The organism is Microcystis sp. 0824, from assembly GCF_003112475.1.
GTDB lineage: Bacteria > Cyanobacteriota > Cyanobacteriia > Cyanobacteriales > Microcystaceae > Microcystis > Microcystis aeruginosa_C.
In genome coordinates, this window is the sequence record NZ_BDSM01000055.1 from 79,866 (window position 1) to 96,238 (window position 16,373).

Genomic DNA, 16,373 nt, shown 5'->3' on the forward strand with positions numbered 1-16,373 from the left:
CAAGGGATGATAAGCTAAGAAGCCAGTCTTTAAATTTAGTGGATAATAAGTCTGAAAAACTGAGGCTATTTTATGATTAATTTAACCTGTCAAGATACCGAAACACTCGATCGCATTTTAGCTGTGACTCGTGCCGTCGGTTGGGGTGGTGCTAAAATTCTCCAATCCTACTACCGCGGTGAAGAGGATTTAGCCGTCAACGAGGAAAAAAAAGGCGGACCAGTGACGGCGGCGGATTTAGCGGCAAATCACTATATTTTAGGGGAATTACAAACAAATTTCTCGGATATCGACTTTGGTTATCTAAGCGAGGAAACCCATCAGGGTAATGAAGCTATCCCGAAAGATTGGGTATGGATTATCGATCCTTTGGACGGAACCCGCGATTTTATCGACAAAACGGGAGAATATGCCCTACATATCGCCTTATGTTATCAAGGAAGACCGATCATCGCCGTGGTTGCCCTGCCGGATCAAGAAAAACTCTATTTTGCCCAAAAAGGAAAAGGCACTTTTCTAGAAACTAGCGACGGCAATATTACACAGGTAAAAGTTGCCAATAAAGATAAAATTACCGATCTCTATCTGGTGGCTAGTCGTACCCATCGCGACCAACGTTTTGATAATTTATTAAGTCAAATACCCTTCTTAGGTAAAAATTATGTGGGTAGTGTGGGCTGTAAAATTGCCACGATCCTCGAACAAAAATCCGATGTTTATATCTCCCTATCGGGGAAATCGGCCGCTAAAGACTGGGATTTTGCCGCTCCGGAGTTGATTTTAACGGAAGCTGGCGGCAAATTCTCCTATTTTGACGGTCAACCGGTGCGCTATAATCGCGGCGATGTGCGGCAATGGGGGGGGATCATGGCCAGTAATGGTCCTTGTCATCAACAACTTTGTCAGTTGTCCACGGCAATCCTCGCCCAAATTGATGCCACTGTCTAATTTCTGCCCCCTAACCGAGAATCAGAGATCGGTAGAATGGAAAAAAACCAGATCGAGCAATGTTACGGTTAAAAACTTGGCAAGGGTTGATTTTAGCAGTTCCGATCGCCGCCGTGGTCATCTTTCTGATCGTGGCCGCCAGTGTCCAGATCAATCAATGGGGTTTGAATTGGATTTGGGCAGTTTTTACCCTGATTTTTGTTGCTTGGCGCTTCCTGTTGGTCAAATGGACGCGCCCAGCAGTCGGGGAAATTGAAGCCGCCATCGGGGAAATTAAGGCAGAATTAACCCCTCCTGACGGTGATTCCGGGGGCAATGTCGAGGAAATTATCGAGAGGATTATCGTCGAGGCCCGCAATGATCGCCCGGTTTGGGAAGATTGGGCGACTTTTTGGCAACGCTGTCAGGATTTGGTCAGTGCCATCGCCCATATATATTACCCCGATGTCAAGTACCCCTTATTAAATATTTACATTCCCCAGGCCTACGGTTTAATTCGGGGAACTGTGGATGATAGCGATCGCTGGATGCAGAATCTTTCCCCGGCCCTGAATCAAATCACCATCGGCCAAGCCTATCAAGCCTACGAAGTTTATCAAAAATTGCAACCCTCGGCCCAGAAACTTTGGCAGGTCTGGAATTGGGCGCAATGGGTGATCAATCCCGCTGCGGCTGTGGCTAAAGTTGCTAGTCAAAAGTACAGCGATCGAGCGGATCAGCAATTATTAGTCAATTTAGGGCAAGTTTTGCGGGAAAATGCCCTAAGAAACCTCTCTCGCCAAGCGGTGTTACTCTACAGTGGCAGTAATCTCGCCCCAACTCTCCCCACCAAGACCAAAATCGCCACCACTACTCTTAAGGAAATTCTCGCCCAAGCTGAACCGATCACGGAAATCGATCGCCAACCGGTTAACATTCTGCTGGTTGGACGCACCGGGGCCGGCAAAAGCAGTTTAATTAATACTCTCTTTCGGGCCGATTTAGCCCAAGTGGATCTATTGCCCAGTACCGATGCCATCCAATCCTATCATTGGCAAACCCCAGAAGGAGACGAGTTAATCCTCTGGGATACCCCGGGCTACGAACAGGCAAATCGGGCCGATGATCGGCAAAAGGTTCTTAATTATGCCAAAAACGCCGATTTATTGATTCTTGTCACCCCCGCCCTCGATCCCGCCCTGGCCATGGATGAGGCTTTTCTTAAAGATTTGCAACAAACTATTGACAATTTACCAGTTATAGTCTGTGTTTCTCAAGTTGATCGCCTGCGTCCGGTGCGAGAGTGGCAACCTCCCTATAATTGGCTGACGGGAGAAAGTCCTAAAGAAGTCAATATCCGCGATTGTTTGCAGTATCGGGCGGAATTATTCGAGGATCTCTGCGATCGCATTTTGCCGATGGTCAGTCAACAGCCAGATAGAGAAGCTTGGGGGGATGAGGAGTTATCAATCGCTTTACTGGGGGCAATTTCGCCCGCAAAACAGTTGCGTTTAGCCCGTTTTTTAGCGGATTTAGAAACTCGAACCCTGGCAGCGGCGAAAATAATCGATCGCTATACTTTACAGATGGCCACGGGGCAAGGTTTAACGGCCCTATTAAAAAGTCCTATTCTAGGTTTTATCTCCACTTTAGCCACGGGAAGACCGACTTTAGCCTATCTTTTAGCTGAACAAATTCCTGTGGAACAATTACCAGTAGCGATCGGTAAATTACAGATGGCCTACGAGCTTTCTTCTCTCTTGAATCCGGAGAATAAAAGTTTTGATTTATTGGCACTTTGGCCAATACTATTAGAGAATTCTAGCACTGCCGACAAGGAAGCTTGGGCCTGGGGTCATGCTCTGGTAGAATATTGGACAAAGAACCTATCGATCGAACAGTTCCGGTCAAGTTATCAGGGGTATTTAGAAACGACAAAAACAGGCCTTTAACCAGATTAATTAAGCTAAAACTTTCTTCCAATCTAAAAGTATAGGGGAGTGGGGAGGAGAGGTTTCTGGAGTTGAGATTTCTAGCCCTTGTACTAAAATTACCAATGGGAGAGATTTTTTCGTGTTTTTTTGAAAGTTCTATTCATTTTTTTCATTTTCAGAGTTTTCATCGTTAGTTTTCGACGAACTACCCAAACCACTAAAATAAAAGGCGGTGACTGCTGTAGCTATTGGCCCTAAAAAAGTATAAATTGTCTTAGAAGAATCATTAATTAGGGTTGCCGCTTTATCCACTCTACTTTGTACTTCTTGTTCTTCGATAGCTTTCAAATTTATATTTAAATTAAAAATTCCAAGAGAAGCAAAAGAAATGAGACAAATAGAAAGAATTTGTAAACCAGCAGTGGTTAACAATCCCAACCAAAGCCACTTTGCTAAGGAACCAGCTACTTTAGTATTAAAATTATGTCTTTGGTCTGAGGGTGATATAGCTGTAGCTGGTTTATCAAATTCAGATACTTCATTGTCTAAATGATAAGGCTCCAGATTCTTCTTTAGATTATGACGCACAGAGTTCCTCTCAGTTGGAAGAACCAAAGAAGCGCTGGTATCTTTTGGGTTGTTAACTTCCTCTGTCTCATTTTTTGAATCACTGGTCATAACTAAACAATTAGTAGTGGTCTCTGTTCATTACCTTTTTGAAGTATTAATTGAGTATCTTCTTCCGTCTCAGTTTTAGCATATAAAGCCATGAGTTTTAATCCTTTACGAATGACTTCAGACTCTGTTAAGTCTAGCTCTTTAGCTATTTCTTTAAGATATTCAGAGTCCTTTTGACTAAGATTTACTCGAAATTGTCTGGTGGCCATTTTTTTTTGTTAATTTAGTGAATGGATTGTAAGTACCTAAACAAAATTAATTACCCATTTCTCCGTAAAGCAACAATCGCTGTATTTCTTTTCTGTTGCCCGTTCCGCAGTTCTGGAGTTCCCTCTCACCACTAGGAAATTTATTTTGTACGACTACTTATCGATTCACTGATAACTGATCACTAAGGTCGAGAAGAGCTATTTTTACCATCGAGGGCTATAGTAGGGTCAATTCATGAATTGACCCTACAGTCTGATTTAAGGGTTGTCATCGTCCTTTCTTATAGATGTCCATAATAGTCTGCCTTTAGAAACTTAGCATCCTAACTACAGTATCCTATCTTACCCTAATTACACCAGATATGTCAAGCAATTACACCAGATATGTCAAGCAATCGCACCAGATATGTCAAATCAACATAAACGAGTCCTGACGGTACTTAATGGGTGCAATAGGTCAAATACCATCGACTTATCGACTTATTTGCTATTAAAAGGCTATTTTTCGCAAATTTTAACTAAAATAATCTTAGGTTTTATTCATCATTAGGTACAACAGGGGGTATAATAGGGTATTTAGTAGGTGGTATTACATATACATATATGCAAGGCATAGCAATGGGTGTAATGTGGGGTTTAATAGATACCACAGTGCTGAGTTCCTATGGTATGATAGTTCCATCAACTTTTAGATAGATAAAAGTATGGCAGACACAACTAAACAAGTGAGTATGCTAGAATTGGAGTTAGAAGATGATCTAATCAGACAAATTGAAGATGTAGCTGATTCTGGTTGTTTTTCAAAAGATGAATTATTACAAAGTATTTTAGAAGCATGGAGATATCATCAGGCCTATATACATAGACTTGAAAATATGGTTCAAATAATCAATATTAAGTAATTCGATTTGAGGGTAATGTGGAATGATTACTATCAAATGATTCCCTGCTTATTGTTTTGAGCTAACAAAAAATTTTATCACTATTTTCTTGAACAACAGTCTATTAAACTTTCATAACAAGTAACCCTGAGACAATTATCATTTTTAGCAATTATTGAGATGTTAATTTGTTGTAAGCAGAAATAATCGCCGCATTTTCCCAATCATCATCAAAAGGAAGTGCATCGGGATCTGACAAAGCATTAGCCTCGATTTCTGCATCGCTCATCGATTTAACTCGCTCCCAATCGGTTAAATTATTAATATCTGGGGGATTATTTGTTATATTTATCCTTCCTAAAGCTGGTATTTCCAGATGCTGTGGCCAGTGCAGAACTACAGTGATATACTAAGGATAACTTTCTAAATACTTTCTAAGGAAATTTTGCTATCAATTCCCAGAAAGTATCGGGTTTTAGGTTTTGCGTCCGAGAAAATTAATAATCCGGGGACTAATTTCTTTTGACCAATGTTCTTGGGGATAGTGTTTTGCTTCCGCGAGGGGGATTAATTCCACTCCTGATTTAGTAGCTAATTTTTCGACGGTGACAGAAGATAACCAAGGATCCCCCATTCCCCAGACAAAAAGGATAGGTTTTTCAAAGTTCTCTAAACCTGTCTCAATTTCTGCCATAGTTTTCGATAGGTTTAAATTGCGAATCGTGGCCAGTAAAGCGCGACCCACTGCCGAAGTTTTTAGATAAGGTTGACGGAAAATAGCCAGATCTGCATCACTAATCACAAAACCGCTACCAGTTTCTAAAGTACGATCGACTAATAAGGGGTCTTGAGTCGCCATATCTCCGAGGAAAGGTAGTCCCCATTGTTTCATTATCCAGGGTAATTTAACATCACTGGAGAGGGGAGTATTTAAAACGATCAAGCGCTCAATTTTATCGGGATTTTCTAGGGCGTATTGTAAACCGACGGAGGCTAAAAAACCCTGGACAATGAGGGAGATTTTCGGCAATTGGAGAGCTTGAATAAAATCGGCCAAGGCTTGACAAAAAGCGCTAGGTGTGTAGGCGAAGTCTCTGGCATCGGGTTTAGCGGATAAACCGGAACCGATCCAATCGGGGGCAATGGCATTAATGTTATATTCTTCTAAACTGGTCAATAATTCCCGCCAAATATAGCCATGGGCGGGTAAACCATGAAGTAGGATCACGGGGGTTGTGTCCGGTTGTTGAGCGGGGTTAACCTGTCGATAAAACCACTTGAGAGAGCCGACTTCGAGAAAATTTTCTAAAATAGCCATGGTTAATGGGGGATTAATAATCATTAACCATTGTCTAACGTCTAGGAACCGATCGCACCGGCAAATTTTCCACCCCAGCAGTTATAGGGAGCTTGCGTCGAGACTTTGTGCTTCTCCGGGGGTTAAGGGTAAATGAAGACCGCATTCTTGTTTTAAACCCTTGAAACGGGTGTCTCGTTCGTTGCTATCATCGGCGGTTAAAGGCCGACTAGAGTGCCAATCGCCGACGGAGACATAACCCAGATCAAAATAGGGATGGTAGGGAAGATCGTATTTAGTCAGATAGTCGTAGATGGTTTTGGCATTCCAGTCAAGGATCGGTAATATTTTGTAACGTTCGCCCTGTTGATTGACCCATTGGAGAGTTTTGCGGTGGTCGGTTTGGTCGCGACGTAAACCTGCTAACCAAGCGGTGGCCTTTAATTCCTTCAGGGCCCGTTGCATCGGCTCCACCTTGCGGATTTTGTCGTAGAGATTGAGGGAGTCGAGATCGTTATTTGACCACAGTTTACCGTGGATTGCTTCCATGCGGGCGGGACTGAGGGGAGATTGATAAACTTTCAGGTTTAAATGGAGGCGTTGGCTTAAGTCTTCGGCAAATTGATAGGTTTCCGGGGGAAGATAGCCGGTATCGATCCAAATGATGGGAATATCGGGGATAATTGCGGTGACGAGGTGCAACATCACCGCCGCTTGAATGCCGAAACTGGTACTCATCACCAAACCTTCCCCAAAGGTGGCCGCTGCCCAAGCGACGATTTCTGCGGCGTTAGCGGAGTCAAAACGTTGATTAATTGTGTCCAGGTCGAGGGATAGAGGGGAGAAAAAAGACCGGTCGGCAGTGGGGATAAAGGCGGTTTCTAGAGCCTGTGCATGAGAATTGAGTAAGTGTAAATCTGGCATTCTGGCTAAGATTTAAGGTGTACAGTAGCGGCGGATACTGATAGAGTCCAATCTATCCCTGTAATTGGATTATAGCATTGGGCCATCGGCCGGCTCTAGCTATTCCTTTTCCTTTCCAGAGTCTGGTTATTCGATCGAGGAGAATGGAACTATCAGTCCTCAATTGTATCTTAGTCGCTGATTTCAGGATAATTGGACTCTCAGCCCCGCTACTGCGAGAAAAGTTACTATTTAGTAATTCTTTACTTTAAGTTAAGAAACTTATCTAAGGCTAGAACCATATTCGGCGGCCAACGGCGCACGCTTTTTACCCAATCGAGGTCTTGATAGCGGGTATCCATACCGACGGCGGCTACCCAATTGCTTTCCGCTTCTCCCTGTTGTCCTTGAGTCCATAAAACGGCGGTTAAGGCGGCTCTGACATCGGGGAACATGGGGTATTTGCGGGCAATATTCCGCATTTTTTGGACTGCTTCTGGATATCTGCCCAATTCGTACAGGGCCAGAGCCAGATTAGCTTGCGCCCAGGCAAAATTCGGGGCTAGTTGAGTGGCTTGGCGATAGTCTTTGACGGCGGCTTCCCAGTCCCCTAAACCGCCCTCAGCGTTGCCGCGATTGTTATAGGCAAAGGCATCATTGGGGGCCAATTCTAAAACTTTATTATAATCGGCGATCGCTTCTTGATATTTGCCTTCTCCTTCTAAAGCGGTGCCACGATTGAGGTAGGGATCGGGGGCATCGGGGGTAATGGCGATTGCTTGGTTAAAGTCAGCGATCGCATCTTCTAATTTATTGAGGCTGACTCTGGCATTGCCGCGATTACTCCAGACGGCGGGATTAGTGGGGAATTTGGCGACTAATTCGGTCCAATAGTTTTCGGCCTGGGCGTAATCACCTTTTTCTGTAGCTTCTAGGGCTTTTTCAGCGATAACTTCCCCTTCTCTCATCTGTTCTTCGCTAATAGTCGGGCTATCGGCATAGGCTGCTATGGGTAGGGCAAAAAAGAGTAATAGACTCAATACACAAGCGGTGATCCAACGCATAATTACTTCATAATTTGTTACTTAATCTTTTCTCAATCTACCCTACTTAGGTGAACTCTGCCCTAGATAGTCTTGATAGCCTAGTCGTTGAAGATTGCTTTGTTTTTCGAGGACGGAATCGGTGAGGGATTGACGATAGGCGATAACTTGCTCTAAAAGATCAGTATTACCAGTGGCGAGAATTTGAACCGCTAAAAGTCCGGCATTTTTGGCATTACCGATCGCCACCGTGGCCACGGGAATGCCTGCGGGCATCTGTACAATTGAATAGAGAGAGTCTAACCCTTGTAAAGTGCGCGTGACTACGGGAACCCCAATCACGGGTAAGGGAGTTAAAGATGCCACCATTCCGGGTAAATGGGCAGCTCCGCCGGCTCCAGCGATAATCACTTTTATTCCCCTTAAATGAGCGTTTTTGCCGTATTCAAACATTTTTTCGGGGGTACGATGGGCTGAGACGATGGCGACTTCGTGGCTAATCTGAAAAATCTCTAAAACTGCGATCGCTTCTTTCATGGTGGGTAAGTCGGAATCACTGCCCATAATTACACCCACTAGGGGCGCTGCTGTCACCATAACTGCTAGAAAATAATTTTGCTTTTTAATCTTATAGCAGGGTTTGTTATTTTGTCTTCAAACCCTACTGATCAGATTTCCCCTAAATTGTATCGGGATCGATGCCTAATTCTCGCAGTTTTTGGGCTAATTTTTCCTTAGCCTGACGTTCCGTTTCTTTTTCTAAAAGAGCCTGTTCTTTCTCTAAAAGAGCCTGTTCTTTTGCCTGTCTTTGCTGTAATTCCGCTTCTTGAGGAGTGGGTACTAATTGACCATCGGCGGTAAAATAACGCATTTTAAGGTCAAATATGCCTAAATATAATCCTAACTGTATTCTAGTGCCATCGGCTATACAATAGCGCCAACAAACCCGATAACAACGATGACTGAAACCTTCACTCTAATTCTGAAACAGAAGCATAGTTTTTCGGGTCGGCATCGCTCACCCGATCGAGGATAAATAATCGTGTTAGGATTAAGTTAGGGAGAAAGCTCGGGTAGACGCCCAAAATGTCACATTTACAAACACTTTATCCCATGATGTTGAGAGAGCCGACTATAGCGTTTTTCAGTCTACTGAGGTACAAAAGTTATGGGTTTTAGGCAAAGGGCAAGAGGCAAAAGGGAAGAAAAATCGGTGTACCTCACTAGCTTAGGAAACGCTATATTTTGCTTGTATATCTATTGTATGTATGAGTAAACAGGATAAGTTATTGATTAAAATTCTTTTAGGTAATTCTGATGCTAACATTCCCTTCGAGCAACTTTGTCAACTACTGAGGAAATTAGGATTCGATCAACGAATAGGAGGAAGTCATCATATTTTTACCAAAGAAGGAGTTGAATAAATTTTAAATCTGCAACCCAAACAGGGAAAAGCAAAAGCCTATCAAGTTAAGCAAATTCGTAGTCTGATTTTAAAATATAAGTTAGGATATCAAGATGAAAATTCGTTATGAACTGATTATTTACTGGAGTAATGAGGATCAACTATTTATCGTTGAAGTTCCAGAACTTGCAGGATGTATGGCTGATGGAGAAACTTATCAAGAAGCTGTGCAAAATGCTGAAATCATTATTCAACAATGGATTGAAACAGCACAGGAATTAGGGCGAGAAATTCCTGAACCTAAAGGACGTTTATTATTTGCTTGAACAAGCGCAGGAATAGTAAAAATGGGTGTTGTAGATAGCAATAAAATTAGAAATTTCCTCGATTAAGGATTGTGGGAATTTATTATCAAATAACCTAGACATTATGATAAATTATCGGGTATTTTATCTCATCGCAAGGCACTACTTAGAACGAGGCGAATTGTGGGGAAAGTTAGAAGTTAATAGGCAAATAATCCCGATATTAATAAAAACGTCGGCCAGATTAAAAACAGGAAAATTAATCAATCGAAAATCGAGAAAATCCACCACATAACCAAACAAAAAGCGATCGATACCATTGCCGAAAGCCCCTGCTAAGATAAAACCGTAGGCCAATTGTTCCCAACGACTCAAATGCGGTCCAAAGTAAGCAAAAGCCATTAATCCCAAACTAACTAATAAGGATAGCCATTTTAGCCAACCAACACCGCCCCGAAAAGCACTAAAAGCCGCCCCAGTATTAATCACATAGGTGAAATGAAAAACCCCCGGAATAATCGGAAAAGTATCACCGATTTGCTCAAAACTCTGCACAGTTATATACTTAGTTACTTGGTCTAAAATTAGACCAAGCACCGCCACTATCCAAAACCAGCGATTCTTTTTTAACATTGGCTGTGGCATCAATAAAATAATAATTTACGCAAGAAAAAAGCAATAATTACCACCACACAAATTACTACTAATTGCCCTAAAAATGGCCAGACTGAATAATTCATAAATAGGGTGGGCAAACTATCGGGAAAGGTGATTTGACTGGCTTGGGGCTGAAAAATCGACAATCCCAGCATATATAATAAACCGCACAGATGAATAACTAACAAACCGGCAAAGGCACTTAACGCTAGGGTTTCTATCTTGGCACGCCAGCGAAAAGCCAGCCAACCACACAGCCATGCCCCCGGCATAAAGCCTAAAATATAGCCAAAACTGGGTTCTTTCAGATAACCCATTCCCCCACCATGGGCAAACACGGGCAACCAAGTTAAACCGAGAAAAATATAGGCCACCTGGGCAAGAAGCCCGGCATTTTTGCCCCCCAGACAGCCCGTTAATAATACTGCCCCAATTTGGTAAGTTATGCCTAGTTTTTGCGAAGATAGACCCGCATCCGACCAACTAGCTAGGCTTACTGGAACAAATGTACTAAAGATGGTCAGCAGCAAACCAATCAAAGCCCAGATTAACTCATTGGGAACCGATGCGGAAGTGCGCCGAGGCGGAGATTCTCGTCCTCGACGTGATTTAGGTTGCCTGTTGGGGTTGGTATTCACCGGGGATGGGGGCTTCTCCTCCTATTAAACTAAGATCAGCCAACATCGCCTGATCCTGTTGGGGGGGTTGTCCTAGAGTGGTCAAATAATGCCCAATCAGCATAGCATTAATTCCCGATTTTAGCCCCAGATTTTGCAATTCTCCCATCACTGCCTCTCGTCCCCCGGCATAACGGAGGATTTGTTGGGGTAAGATAAACCGGAAAATAGCGATCGCTTTTAGGGCAGTAAAAGGGTCCAGTTTGGGTAAATGACCTAAAGGGGTGCCACTTCTGGGGTTTAATAGGTTAATCGGCACTGATTCCACTGCCAATTCCGCTAGGGAAAAAGCTAAATCGATACGATCGGTCCAACTTTCCCCCATACCGATAATTCCGCCCGTACAAGCCTGAATTCCCGCCGCTTTCAGGTTTTTTACCGTTTCTACCCGATCCTGCCAACTGTGGGTGGAGACCACGTTAGGATAAAAATTCTCGGAAGCTTCCAGATTGTGATTATAACGGGTAACTCCGGCTTCTTTTAAGGCCTGGGCTTGGGCAAGGGTTAACTCTCCCAGGGCGCAGCAGGGTTTAATCTTGGCCGTTTCGATGATTTCTTGAACTGTGGCCAGTATTTCCTCGAATTCCTGCGATTTAGGGCTATTGTACTTTAATCCCCGACCTTGACTAACTAAACAGAAGCGTTTGGCCCCCGCTTCGGCTGCCGCTTTCGCGTGGCTGACGATTTCCTCGCGACTTTTTAAACCGTAGATAGGCGAATCTTGACCGGGATGGTGGGCGGATTGGGAACAAAAACTGCAATTTTCCGAACAACTTCCCGATTTTATGTTGATAATGCTACATAAATCTACCGTATTGCCACAACAGGCCTGACGAATGCGATCGGCAGCCTCACATAAGCTGAAAATATTTTCCTGACCTTCGATCGCAGTTAAAGCTAGGGCCTCTTGCTTACTGAGTCGATCGCCAGCGATAATCTGATTAGCCCTAGTCTGTAACCAGTTTTTTAAGGCTTCTCCCTCCACGGGGATAGATTGAGTAGCGGTGTGTGTAGAGACTTGTACCACGTCGTTTATGCTCTAACTAAGTTAGGCTGATCTTATCATTATTCAGTTACCGAGGTTCGGGGAAAGATCAATAAAAAACTTTAGAAAAAATCCCCTTTTGTGCTAAACTACCCGCAAAAGTTATCTTTTCTCCGATTTTATGAAAGTTATTCCCACGGAAATTCCTGATGTTTTAATCATTGAACCGCAAGTTTACGGAGACGATCGAGGTTTTTTCTTGGAGAGTTTTAATCAGAAAGATTTTCGAGAAAAAACTGGAGTCAATACCACTTTTGTCCAGGATAATCACTCTATGTCCCTAAAAAATGTCCTGCGGGGATTGCACTATCAAATTCCCAATCCCCAAGGTAAACTGGTGCGAGTAGTGAATGGTAGTGTTTTTGATGTGGCCGTGGATGCGCGTCAAAGTTCCCCCACTTTTGGGCAATGGGTAGGCTGTGTTTTAAGTGCGGAAAATAAACGTATTTTCTGGGTTCCCGAAGGTTTTGCCCATGGCTTTCTAGTCCTCTCCGAGCGAGCAGAATTTCTCTACAAAACCACTAATTATTATTATCCCCAATACGAAAAAACTATTTTATGGAATGATGCCGATTTAGGGATTGATTGGCCCTTAGATACCCCGCCGATTCTCTCCCCTAAAGACCAGGCTGGACAACCCTTTAAATCCGTGGAAGTTTTCCCCTAAAGACGATGAAAAAAGTTTTATTAATTGGTGCTAAAGGTCAAGTAGGACAAGAGTTACAAGTAACTTTACCGCAGTTAGGTGAAGTTATTAGTATCGGTAGAGAAGAACTAGATTTAACCAACTCGGAAAAAATCAGCCAGTTAATTAGGGAAATTCACCCCGATTATCTGGTTAATGCCGCCGCTTATACGGCAGTGGATAAAGCCGAAACCGAGCCATATTTAGCCTATTCTATCAATGCTATAGCCCCAAAAATTATGGCGGAAGCTGCCGAGAAAATTAAAGCTAAATTTCTCCATATTTCCACCGATTATGTCTTTGATGGTCGGAAAAATACCCCCTATCTAGAAACCGATCTAACTAATCCTTTAGGGGTTTATGGACAATCAAAGTTAAGGGGAGAAGAGGAGATTAAAACTGTTAATTCTCAGGCAATTATCCTGCGGACTGCTTGGGTTTACGGCAGTTATGGCAAAAGTAATTTTGTCAAAACCATGCTGAGATTAGGCAAGGAAAGAGAGGAGTTAAAAGTAGTTGTTGATCAGGTGGGAAGTCCCACTTGGGCAAAAGATATCGCCACGGCCATTACTCACCTTCTAATTAATGCCGATAATCCCCCAGGAATCTATAATTTTACTAATAGCGGTGTTGCCAGTTGGTTTGATTTAACTAAAGCGATTTTTGAGGAGGCAAAAATAAGCGGTATTCCCTTAAAAATTCAGAGAGTAATTCCCATTACTACTGCTGAATATCCTACCCCAGCAGTGCGTCCGGCTTATTCGGTTCTTTCCAGTCAAAAAATCTCGCAACAATTGGGTTATATTCCTCCCTATTGGCGAGATTCTCTCAAAGCTATGCTCAACCAACTATTTAATCTTTAAAACTATGAAAGCACTAATTTTATCCGGTGGTAAAGGTACGAGGTTACGTCCCCTAACCTATACTGGGGCAAAACAGTTAGTTCCCGTGGCTAATAAACCGATTTTATGGTATGGAATCGAATCAATTGTCGCTGCGGGAATTACCGATATTGGCATTATTATCAGTCCCGAAACTGGGGAAGAAATTCGTCAGACCACGGGCAGTGGTGAACAGTTTGGCGCTAAGATAACTTATATTCGCCAAGACCAACCGGCGGGATTAGCTCACGCGGTCAAAACTGCCCAATCTTTCCTAGGAGATTCCCCCTTTATTATGTACTTGGGTGATAACCTAATTGAGGATGATTTATCGCCCTTTTTAGACTCTTTCCAAAAACAGTCTCTTGACGCTTTAATTCTCCTGCGAAAAGTGTCTAATCCTAGTGCTTTTGGGGTGGCAAAAGTAGATGAAACCGGCAAAGTTTTATACTTAGTCGAAAAACCCAAAGAACCTCCCTCAAATTTAGCTTTGGTGGGGATTTATTTTTTTGCCCCCACCATTCACCAAGCGATCGCATCTATTCAACCTTCGGGCCGGGGTGAGTTAGAAATTACCGACGCTATCCAAGAATTAATCAATCAAAATAAAGCAGTAGAAGCCAATAAACTACTGGGTTGGTGGTTAGATACGGGTAAAAAAGATGACTTATTAGAAGCAAATCGGATTATCCTTGATACCAGTCTAGAAATCGCTTTGCGGGGAGAAATTGATCCTAATAGTCAGGCGATCGGACGGGTACAAATTGGTCAGGGTAGTAAAATTATTAATAGTACCATTCGCGGCCCTGTCATTATTGGAGAAAATTGTCACATTGAGAATTGTTTTATCGGTCCCTATAGTAGTGTGGCTAATGGAGTAAAATTAATCGATGCCGACATAGAACACAGTGTAATTCTCAAAGATGCCACGATTATTGGCATTCATCAGCGCATAGTTGATAGTGTGATTGGACGACGGGCAAAATTAGAAATTGCTCCCCAACGTCCAAAAGCTTTACGCTTTATGATTGGGGATGATTCCCATGTAGAATTAGTCTAGTTATCGGGGATTAACTGCCCCTTTAATTAATACCGGAGGATCGAGAATTTCCCTAGCTAATTCCGTGGCGGTTCCCCGGTTTTTCTGAGAAAGATTGACATTTTTAGGAGAAAAAAGCCCACCTAACTATGTTATAATCAAGAGTCTGACCTATTTCACCGTTCTAGAACTATGACGCAACAGTATCGCATTACCCTACTACCCGGCGATGGCATCGGGCCGGAAATCCTCGCTGTCACCGTAGAGATACTGAAAGTCATCGGTAAAAAATTTGACCTCCAGTTTGACTTCCAAAGCGCTTTAATTGGAGGGGCAGCCATTGATGAAACCGGCAATCCCCTCCCCGAAGCAACCCTGAGTGCCTGTAAAAATAGTGACGCTGTTCTCTTGGCCGCTATTGGGGGTTATAAATGGGATAATTTACCCCGGCAGCAAAGGCCAGAAACGGGATTATTAGGCTTAAGATCTGGCTTAGGTCTTTTTGCTAATTTGCGTCCTGCCACCATTTTTCCGCAATTAATCGACGCTTCTAGTCTCAAACGGGAGATTATCGAGGGAGTGGATATCATGGTCGTCCGGGAATTGACCGGGGGTGTCTATTTCGGTCAACCGAAGGGAATTTTTGAGACAGAAACGGGAGAAAAATGCGGTGTAAATACCATGGTTTACTTGGAATCAGAGGTGGACCGCATCGCTAAGGTAGCCTTTGAAATTGCCCAAAAACGCGGCAAGAAACTCTGTTCCGTCGATAAAGCTAATGTTCTTGATGTTTCCCAACTCTGGCGCGACCGGGTGACGAAAATCGCCGCTAATTATCCCGATGTGGAACTTTCCCATCTCTACGTCGATAACGCAGCTATGCAGTTAGTCCGGGCCCCCAAACAATTTGATACTATCGTCACGGGCAATTTATTCGGTGATATTCTCTCCGATGAAGCGGCCATGTTAACCGGTAGTATCGGAATGTTACCCTCCGCTAGTTTAGGGACTGCCGGGGTGGGAGTTTTTGAACCCGTCCACGGTTCGGCCCCGGATATCGCCGGCCAAGATAAAGCCAATCCGATCGCCCAGATTCTCAGTGCTGCTATGATGTTAAAATATGGGCTAAATCAGCCTTTAGCGGCAGCATCGCTGGAAAAAGCCGTAGAAAAAGTCTTAGATAGCGGTTATCGTACTGGAGATATTTTCTCGGAGGGTATGACTTTAGTGGGGTGCCAGGCTATGGGCCAGGCCATCCTGAAAGTTTTAGAATCATAACGAAAGTGACAAATTCAGAAATCGTCATATACCATTGATTTAATAAATATCTCAATTTAATCGTGGGGAGACGAGTGATATGGTGGCCCTATCTGAGAAAACAGAACAACAACGTGTCGATATGGAAATCCCAATTTTGTTAGATCCTACTGTCTTACGGGCAGCCAGACGCATTTATCGCATCTACTGTACCCTCAATAGCAGAGTTAGTAAACGTCCTTTCGGTGTCGCTATTAACCGCGACAATCATCGCGGCCAATTGATTTTTAACAATAAACCGATTCTTCTCCCCGGGGAATGTTTCGTCCCGATTAAGCAAATCGAATCAGAAGCCTATTAATTTTTGTGAAGATTTGCCCCGAATATCTTGCCAAACGTCAGCTAATACCCACTGACGTAATTTTTTTGTTTACTAACGCGATGTGCAACTAAGGAGAGACAAGAAGCTCAGAGCGTAATATATTAACTTTAGTAATTACAAAAAGAAGTAGTTCTATGAGTGACATCAAGCCAATCCCAAATGAATTTG

The 16,373-nt window shown here is 43.2% G+C and carries 20 protein-coding genes and 1 pseudogene; 10 read left to right on the top strand and 11 right to left on the bottom strand.

The genetic code is table 11. From position 1 onward, the window contains the following. Positions 1-72: 72 nt before the first annotated feature. A complete protein-coding gene (locus tag N0824_RS18735; protein WP_108937851.1) occupies positions 73-948 on the top strand; it encodes a 3'(2'),5'-bisphosphate nucleotidase CysQ in 876 nt (291 codons plus the stop codon). Between the two features lie 59 nt (positions 949-1,007). Continuing rightward, entirely contained in the window at positions 1,008-2,879 is a 1,872-nt protein-coding gene (locus N0824_RS18740) for a GTPase family protein (RefSeq protein WP_108937852.1), read from the top strand. 138 nt (positions 2,880-3,017) lie between these two features. Here the strand turns inward: N0824_RS18740 and N0824_RS18745 are convergent, their stop codons facing one another. Continuing rightward, positions 3,018-3,539 (bottom strand): hypothetical protein, encoded by a 522-nt coding sequence (locus N0824_RS18745; protein WP_108937853.1) that lies wholly within the window; start codon positions 3,537-3,539, stop codon positions 3,018-3,020. A gap of 2 nt (positions 3,540-3,541) precedes the next feature. Next, positions 3,542-3,748: a hypothetical protein gene (locus N0824_RS18750; protein WP_002762605.1), complete on the bottom strand. Its 207-nt coding sequence runs from the start codon at positions 3,746-3,748 to the stop codon at positions 3,542-3,544. A 704-nt stretch (positions 3,749-4,452) separates the two neighbouring features. Between N0824_RS18750 and N0824_RS18755 the strand changes: the two genes are divergently transcribed. Beyond that, positions 4,453-4,650 carry a hypothetical protein gene (locus N0824_RS18755; RefSeq protein WP_002762603.1) on the top strand — a complete coding sequence of 66 codons (198 nt, stop codon included), beginning with the start codon at positions 4,453-4,455 and terminating at the stop codon, positions 4,648-4,650. A gap of 151 nt (positions 4,651-4,801) precedes the next feature. On the opposite strand, the gene N0824_RS18760 is transcribed toward N0824_RS18755, so the two are convergent. From N0824_RS18760 to N0824_RS18785, 6 genes and pseudogenes are all read right to left on the bottom strand, one after another. Next, positions 4,802-5,005, bottom strand: coding sequence for a hypothetical protein (locus tag N0824_RS18760; RefSeq protein ID WP_002732340.1), 204 nt, complete (start codon positions 5,003-5,005; stop codon positions 4,802-4,804). A 99-nt stretch (positions 5,006-5,104) separates the two neighbouring features. Continuing rightward, on the bottom strand, positions 5,105-5,971 hold the full coding sequence (locus tag N0824_RS18765) for an alpha/beta fold hydrolase (RefSeq protein ID WP_108937854.1): 867 nt from the start codon (positions 5,969-5,971) through the stop codon (positions 5,105-5,107). A 57-nt stretch (positions 5,972-6,028) separates the two neighbouring features. Continuing rightward, positions 6,029-6,850: a phosphoadenosine phosphosulfate reductase gene (gene cysH / locus N0824_RS18770; RefSeq protein WP_108937855.1), complete on the bottom strand. Its 822-nt coding sequence runs from the start codon at positions 6,848-6,850 to the stop codon at positions 6,029-6,031. A gap of 242 nt (positions 6,851-7,092) precedes the next feature. Then, complete coding sequence (locus N0824_RS18775; RefSeq protein ID WP_108937856.1) at positions 7,093-7,893, bottom strand: tetratricopeptide repeat protein; 801 nt, start codon at positions 7,891-7,893, stop codon at positions 7,093-7,095. A 42-nt stretch (positions 7,894-7,935) separates the two neighbouring features. Beyond that, on the bottom strand, positions 7,936-8,469 hold the full coding sequence (gene purE, locus N0824_RS18780) for a 5-(carboxyamino)imidazole ribonucleotide mutase (protein ID WP_108937857.1): 534 nt from the start codon (positions 8,467-8,469) through the stop codon (positions 7,936-7,938). Positions 8,470-8,551: 82 nt separating this feature from the next. Further along, positions 8,552-8,779, bottom strand: a pseudogene (locus N0824_RS18785) (Uma2 family endonuclease); the annotation flags it as partial. A 361-nt stretch (positions 8,780-9,140) separates the two neighbouring features. Here N0824_RS18785 and N0824_RS18790 point away from each other — a divergent pair. Together N0824_RS18790 and N0824_RS18795 are read left to right on the top strand one after the other, a co-directional pair. Further along, a complete protein-coding gene (locus tag N0824_RS18790) occupies positions 9,141-9,296 on the top strand; it encodes a type II toxin-antitoxin system HicA family toxin (RefSeq protein ID WP_108937859.1) in 156 nt (51 codons plus the stop codon). Between the two features lie 94 nt (positions 9,297-9,390). After that, the gene (locus N0824_RS18795) at positions 9,391-9,603 is read left to right on the top strand and encodes a type II toxin-antitoxin system HicB family antitoxin (protein WP_002776225.1); all 213 of its coding nucleotides are present in this window, start codon (positions 9,391-9,393) and stop codon (positions 9,601-9,603) included. Positions 9,604-9,744: 141 nt separating this feature from the next. Here N0824_RS18795 and lspA read toward each other — a convergent pair whose 3' ends face one another. From lspA to bioB, 3 genes are read right to left on the bottom strand one after another with little or no spacing between them, the layout of a single operon-like run. Next, positions 9,745-10,215, bottom strand: coding sequence for a signal peptidase II (lspA, locus tag N0824_RS18800; RefSeq protein WP_108937860.1), 471 nt, complete (start codon positions 10,213-10,215; stop codon positions 9,745-9,747). Positions 10,216-10,226: 11 nt separating this feature from the next. Beyond that, positions 10,227-10,877: a biotin transporter BioY gene (locus N0824_RS18805; RefSeq protein WP_108937861.1), complete on the bottom strand. Its 651-nt coding sequence runs from the start codon at positions 10,875-10,877 to the stop codon at positions 10,227-10,229. Then, positions 10,849-11,943, bottom strand: coding sequence for a biotin synthase BioB (gene bioB / locus N0824_RS18810; RefSeq protein ID WP_108937862.1), 1,095 nt, complete (start codon positions 11,941-11,943; stop codon positions 10,849-10,851). Before bioB ends, N0824_RS18805 begins: the two co-directional genes overlap by 29 nt. 139 nt (positions 11,944-12,082) lie before the next feature. On the opposite strand from bioB, the gene rfbC reads away from it, so the two are divergent. The 5 genes from rfbC (at position 12,083) to N0824_RS18835 (ending at position 16,184) form a co-directional block, all read left to right on the top strand. Beyond that, complete coding sequence (gene rfbC, locus N0824_RS18815) at positions 12,083-12,628, top strand: dTDP-4-dehydrorhamnose 3,5-epimerase (protein WP_108937863.1); 546 nt, start codon at positions 12,083-12,085, stop codon at positions 12,626-12,628. Positions 12,629-12,633: 5 nt separating this feature from the next. Then, entirely contained in the window at positions 12,634-13,509 is an 876-nt protein-coding gene (rfbD, locus tag N0824_RS18820) for a dTDP-4-dehydrorhamnose reductase (protein WP_108937864.1), read from the top strand. 4 nt (positions 13,510-13,513) lie between these two features. Then, positions 13,514-14,587 (top strand): glucose-1-phosphate thymidylyltransferase, encoded by a 1,074-nt coding sequence (locus tag N0824_RS18825; protein ID WP_108937865.1) that lies wholly within the window; start codon positions 13,514-13,516, stop codon positions 14,585-14,587. 171 nt (positions 14,588-14,758) lie between these two features. After that, entirely contained in the window at positions 14,759-15,844 is a 1,086-nt protein-coding gene (leuB, locus tag N0824_RS18830; RefSeq protein ID WP_108937866.1) for a 3-isopropylmalate dehydrogenase, read from the top strand. Positions 15,845-15,923: 79 nt separating this feature from the next. Beyond that, positions 15,924-16,184 carry a hypothetical protein gene (locus tag N0824_RS18835; protein WP_002734814.1) on the top strand — a complete coding sequence of 87 codons (261 nt, stop codon included), beginning with the start codon at positions 15,924-15,926 and terminating at the stop codon, positions 16,182-16,184. Positions 16,185-16,373: the final 189 nt, after the last annotated feature.

What these genes read in the sequence shown, in the direction of transcription:
- N0824_RS18735 (WP_108937851.1), top strand. Translation starts at nt 73, where the DNA reads ATGATTAATTTAACCTGTCAAGATACCGAAACACTCGATCGCATTTTA.
- N0824_RS18740 (WP_108937852.1), top strand. Translation starts at nt 1,008, where the DNA reads ATGTTACGGTTAAAAACTTGGCAAGGGTTGATTTTAGCAGTTCCGATC.
- N0824_RS18745 (WP_108937853.1), bottom strand. Translation starts at nt 3,539, where the DNA reads ATGACCAGTGATTCAAAAAATGAGACAGAGGAAGTTAACAACCCAAAA.
- N0824_RS18750 (WP_002762605.1), bottom strand. Translation starts at nt 3,748, where the DNA reads ATGGCCACCAGACAATTTCGAGTAAATCTTAGTCAAAAGGACTCTGAA.
- N0824_RS18755 (WP_002762603.1), top strand. Translation starts at nt 4,453, where the DNA reads ATGGCAGACACAACTAAACAAGTGAGTATGCTAGAATTGGAGTTAGAA.
- N0824_RS18765 (WP_108937854.1), bottom strand. Translation starts at nt 5,971, where the DNA reads ATGATTATTAATCCCCCATTAACCATGGCTATTTTAGAAAATTTTCTC.
- cysH (WP_108937855.1), bottom strand. Translation starts at nt 6,850, where the DNA reads ATGCCAGATTTACACTTACTCAATTCTCATGCACAGGCTCTAGAAACC.
- N0824_RS18775 (WP_108937856.1), bottom strand. Translation starts at nt 7,893, where the DNA reads ATGCGTTGGATCACCGCTTGTGTATTGAGTCTATTACTCTTTTTTGCC.
- purE (WP_108937857.1), bottom strand. Translation starts at nt 8,469, where the DNA reads ATGGTGACAGCAGCGCCCCTAGTGGGTGTAATTATGGGCAGTGATTCC.
- N0824_RS18790 (WP_108937859.1), top strand. Translation starts at nt 9,141, where the DNA reads ATGAGTAAACAGGATAAGTTATTGATTAAAATTCTTTTAGGTAATTCT.
- N0824_RS18795 (WP_002776225.1), top strand. Translation starts at nt 9,391, where the DNA reads ATGAAAATTCGTTATGAACTGATTATTTACTGGAGTAATGAGGATCAA.
- lspA (WP_108937860.1), bottom strand. Translation starts at nt 10,215, where the DNA reads ATGTTAAAAAAGAATCGCTGGTTTTGGATAGTGGCGGTGCTTGGTCTA.
- rfbC (WP_108937863.1), top strand. Translation starts at nt 12,083, where the DNA reads ATGAAAGTTATTCCCACGGAAATTCCTGATGTTTTAATCATTGAACCG.
- rfbD (WP_108937864.1), top strand. Translation starts at nt 12,634, where the DNA reads ATGAAAAAAGTTTTATTAATTGGTGCTAAAGGTCAAGTAGGACAAGAG.
- N0824_RS18825 (WP_108937865.1), top strand. Translation starts at nt 13,514, where the DNA reads ATGAAAGCACTAATTTTATCCGGTGGTAAAGGTACGAGGTTACGTCCC.
- leuB (WP_108937866.1), top strand. Translation starts at nt 14,759, where the DNA reads ATGACGCAACAGTATCGCATTACCCTACTACCCGGCGATGGCATCGGG.
- N0824_RS18835 (WP_002734814.1), top strand. Translation starts at nt 15,924, where the DNA reads ATGGTGGCCCTATCTGAGAAAACAGAACAACAACGTGTCGATATGGAA.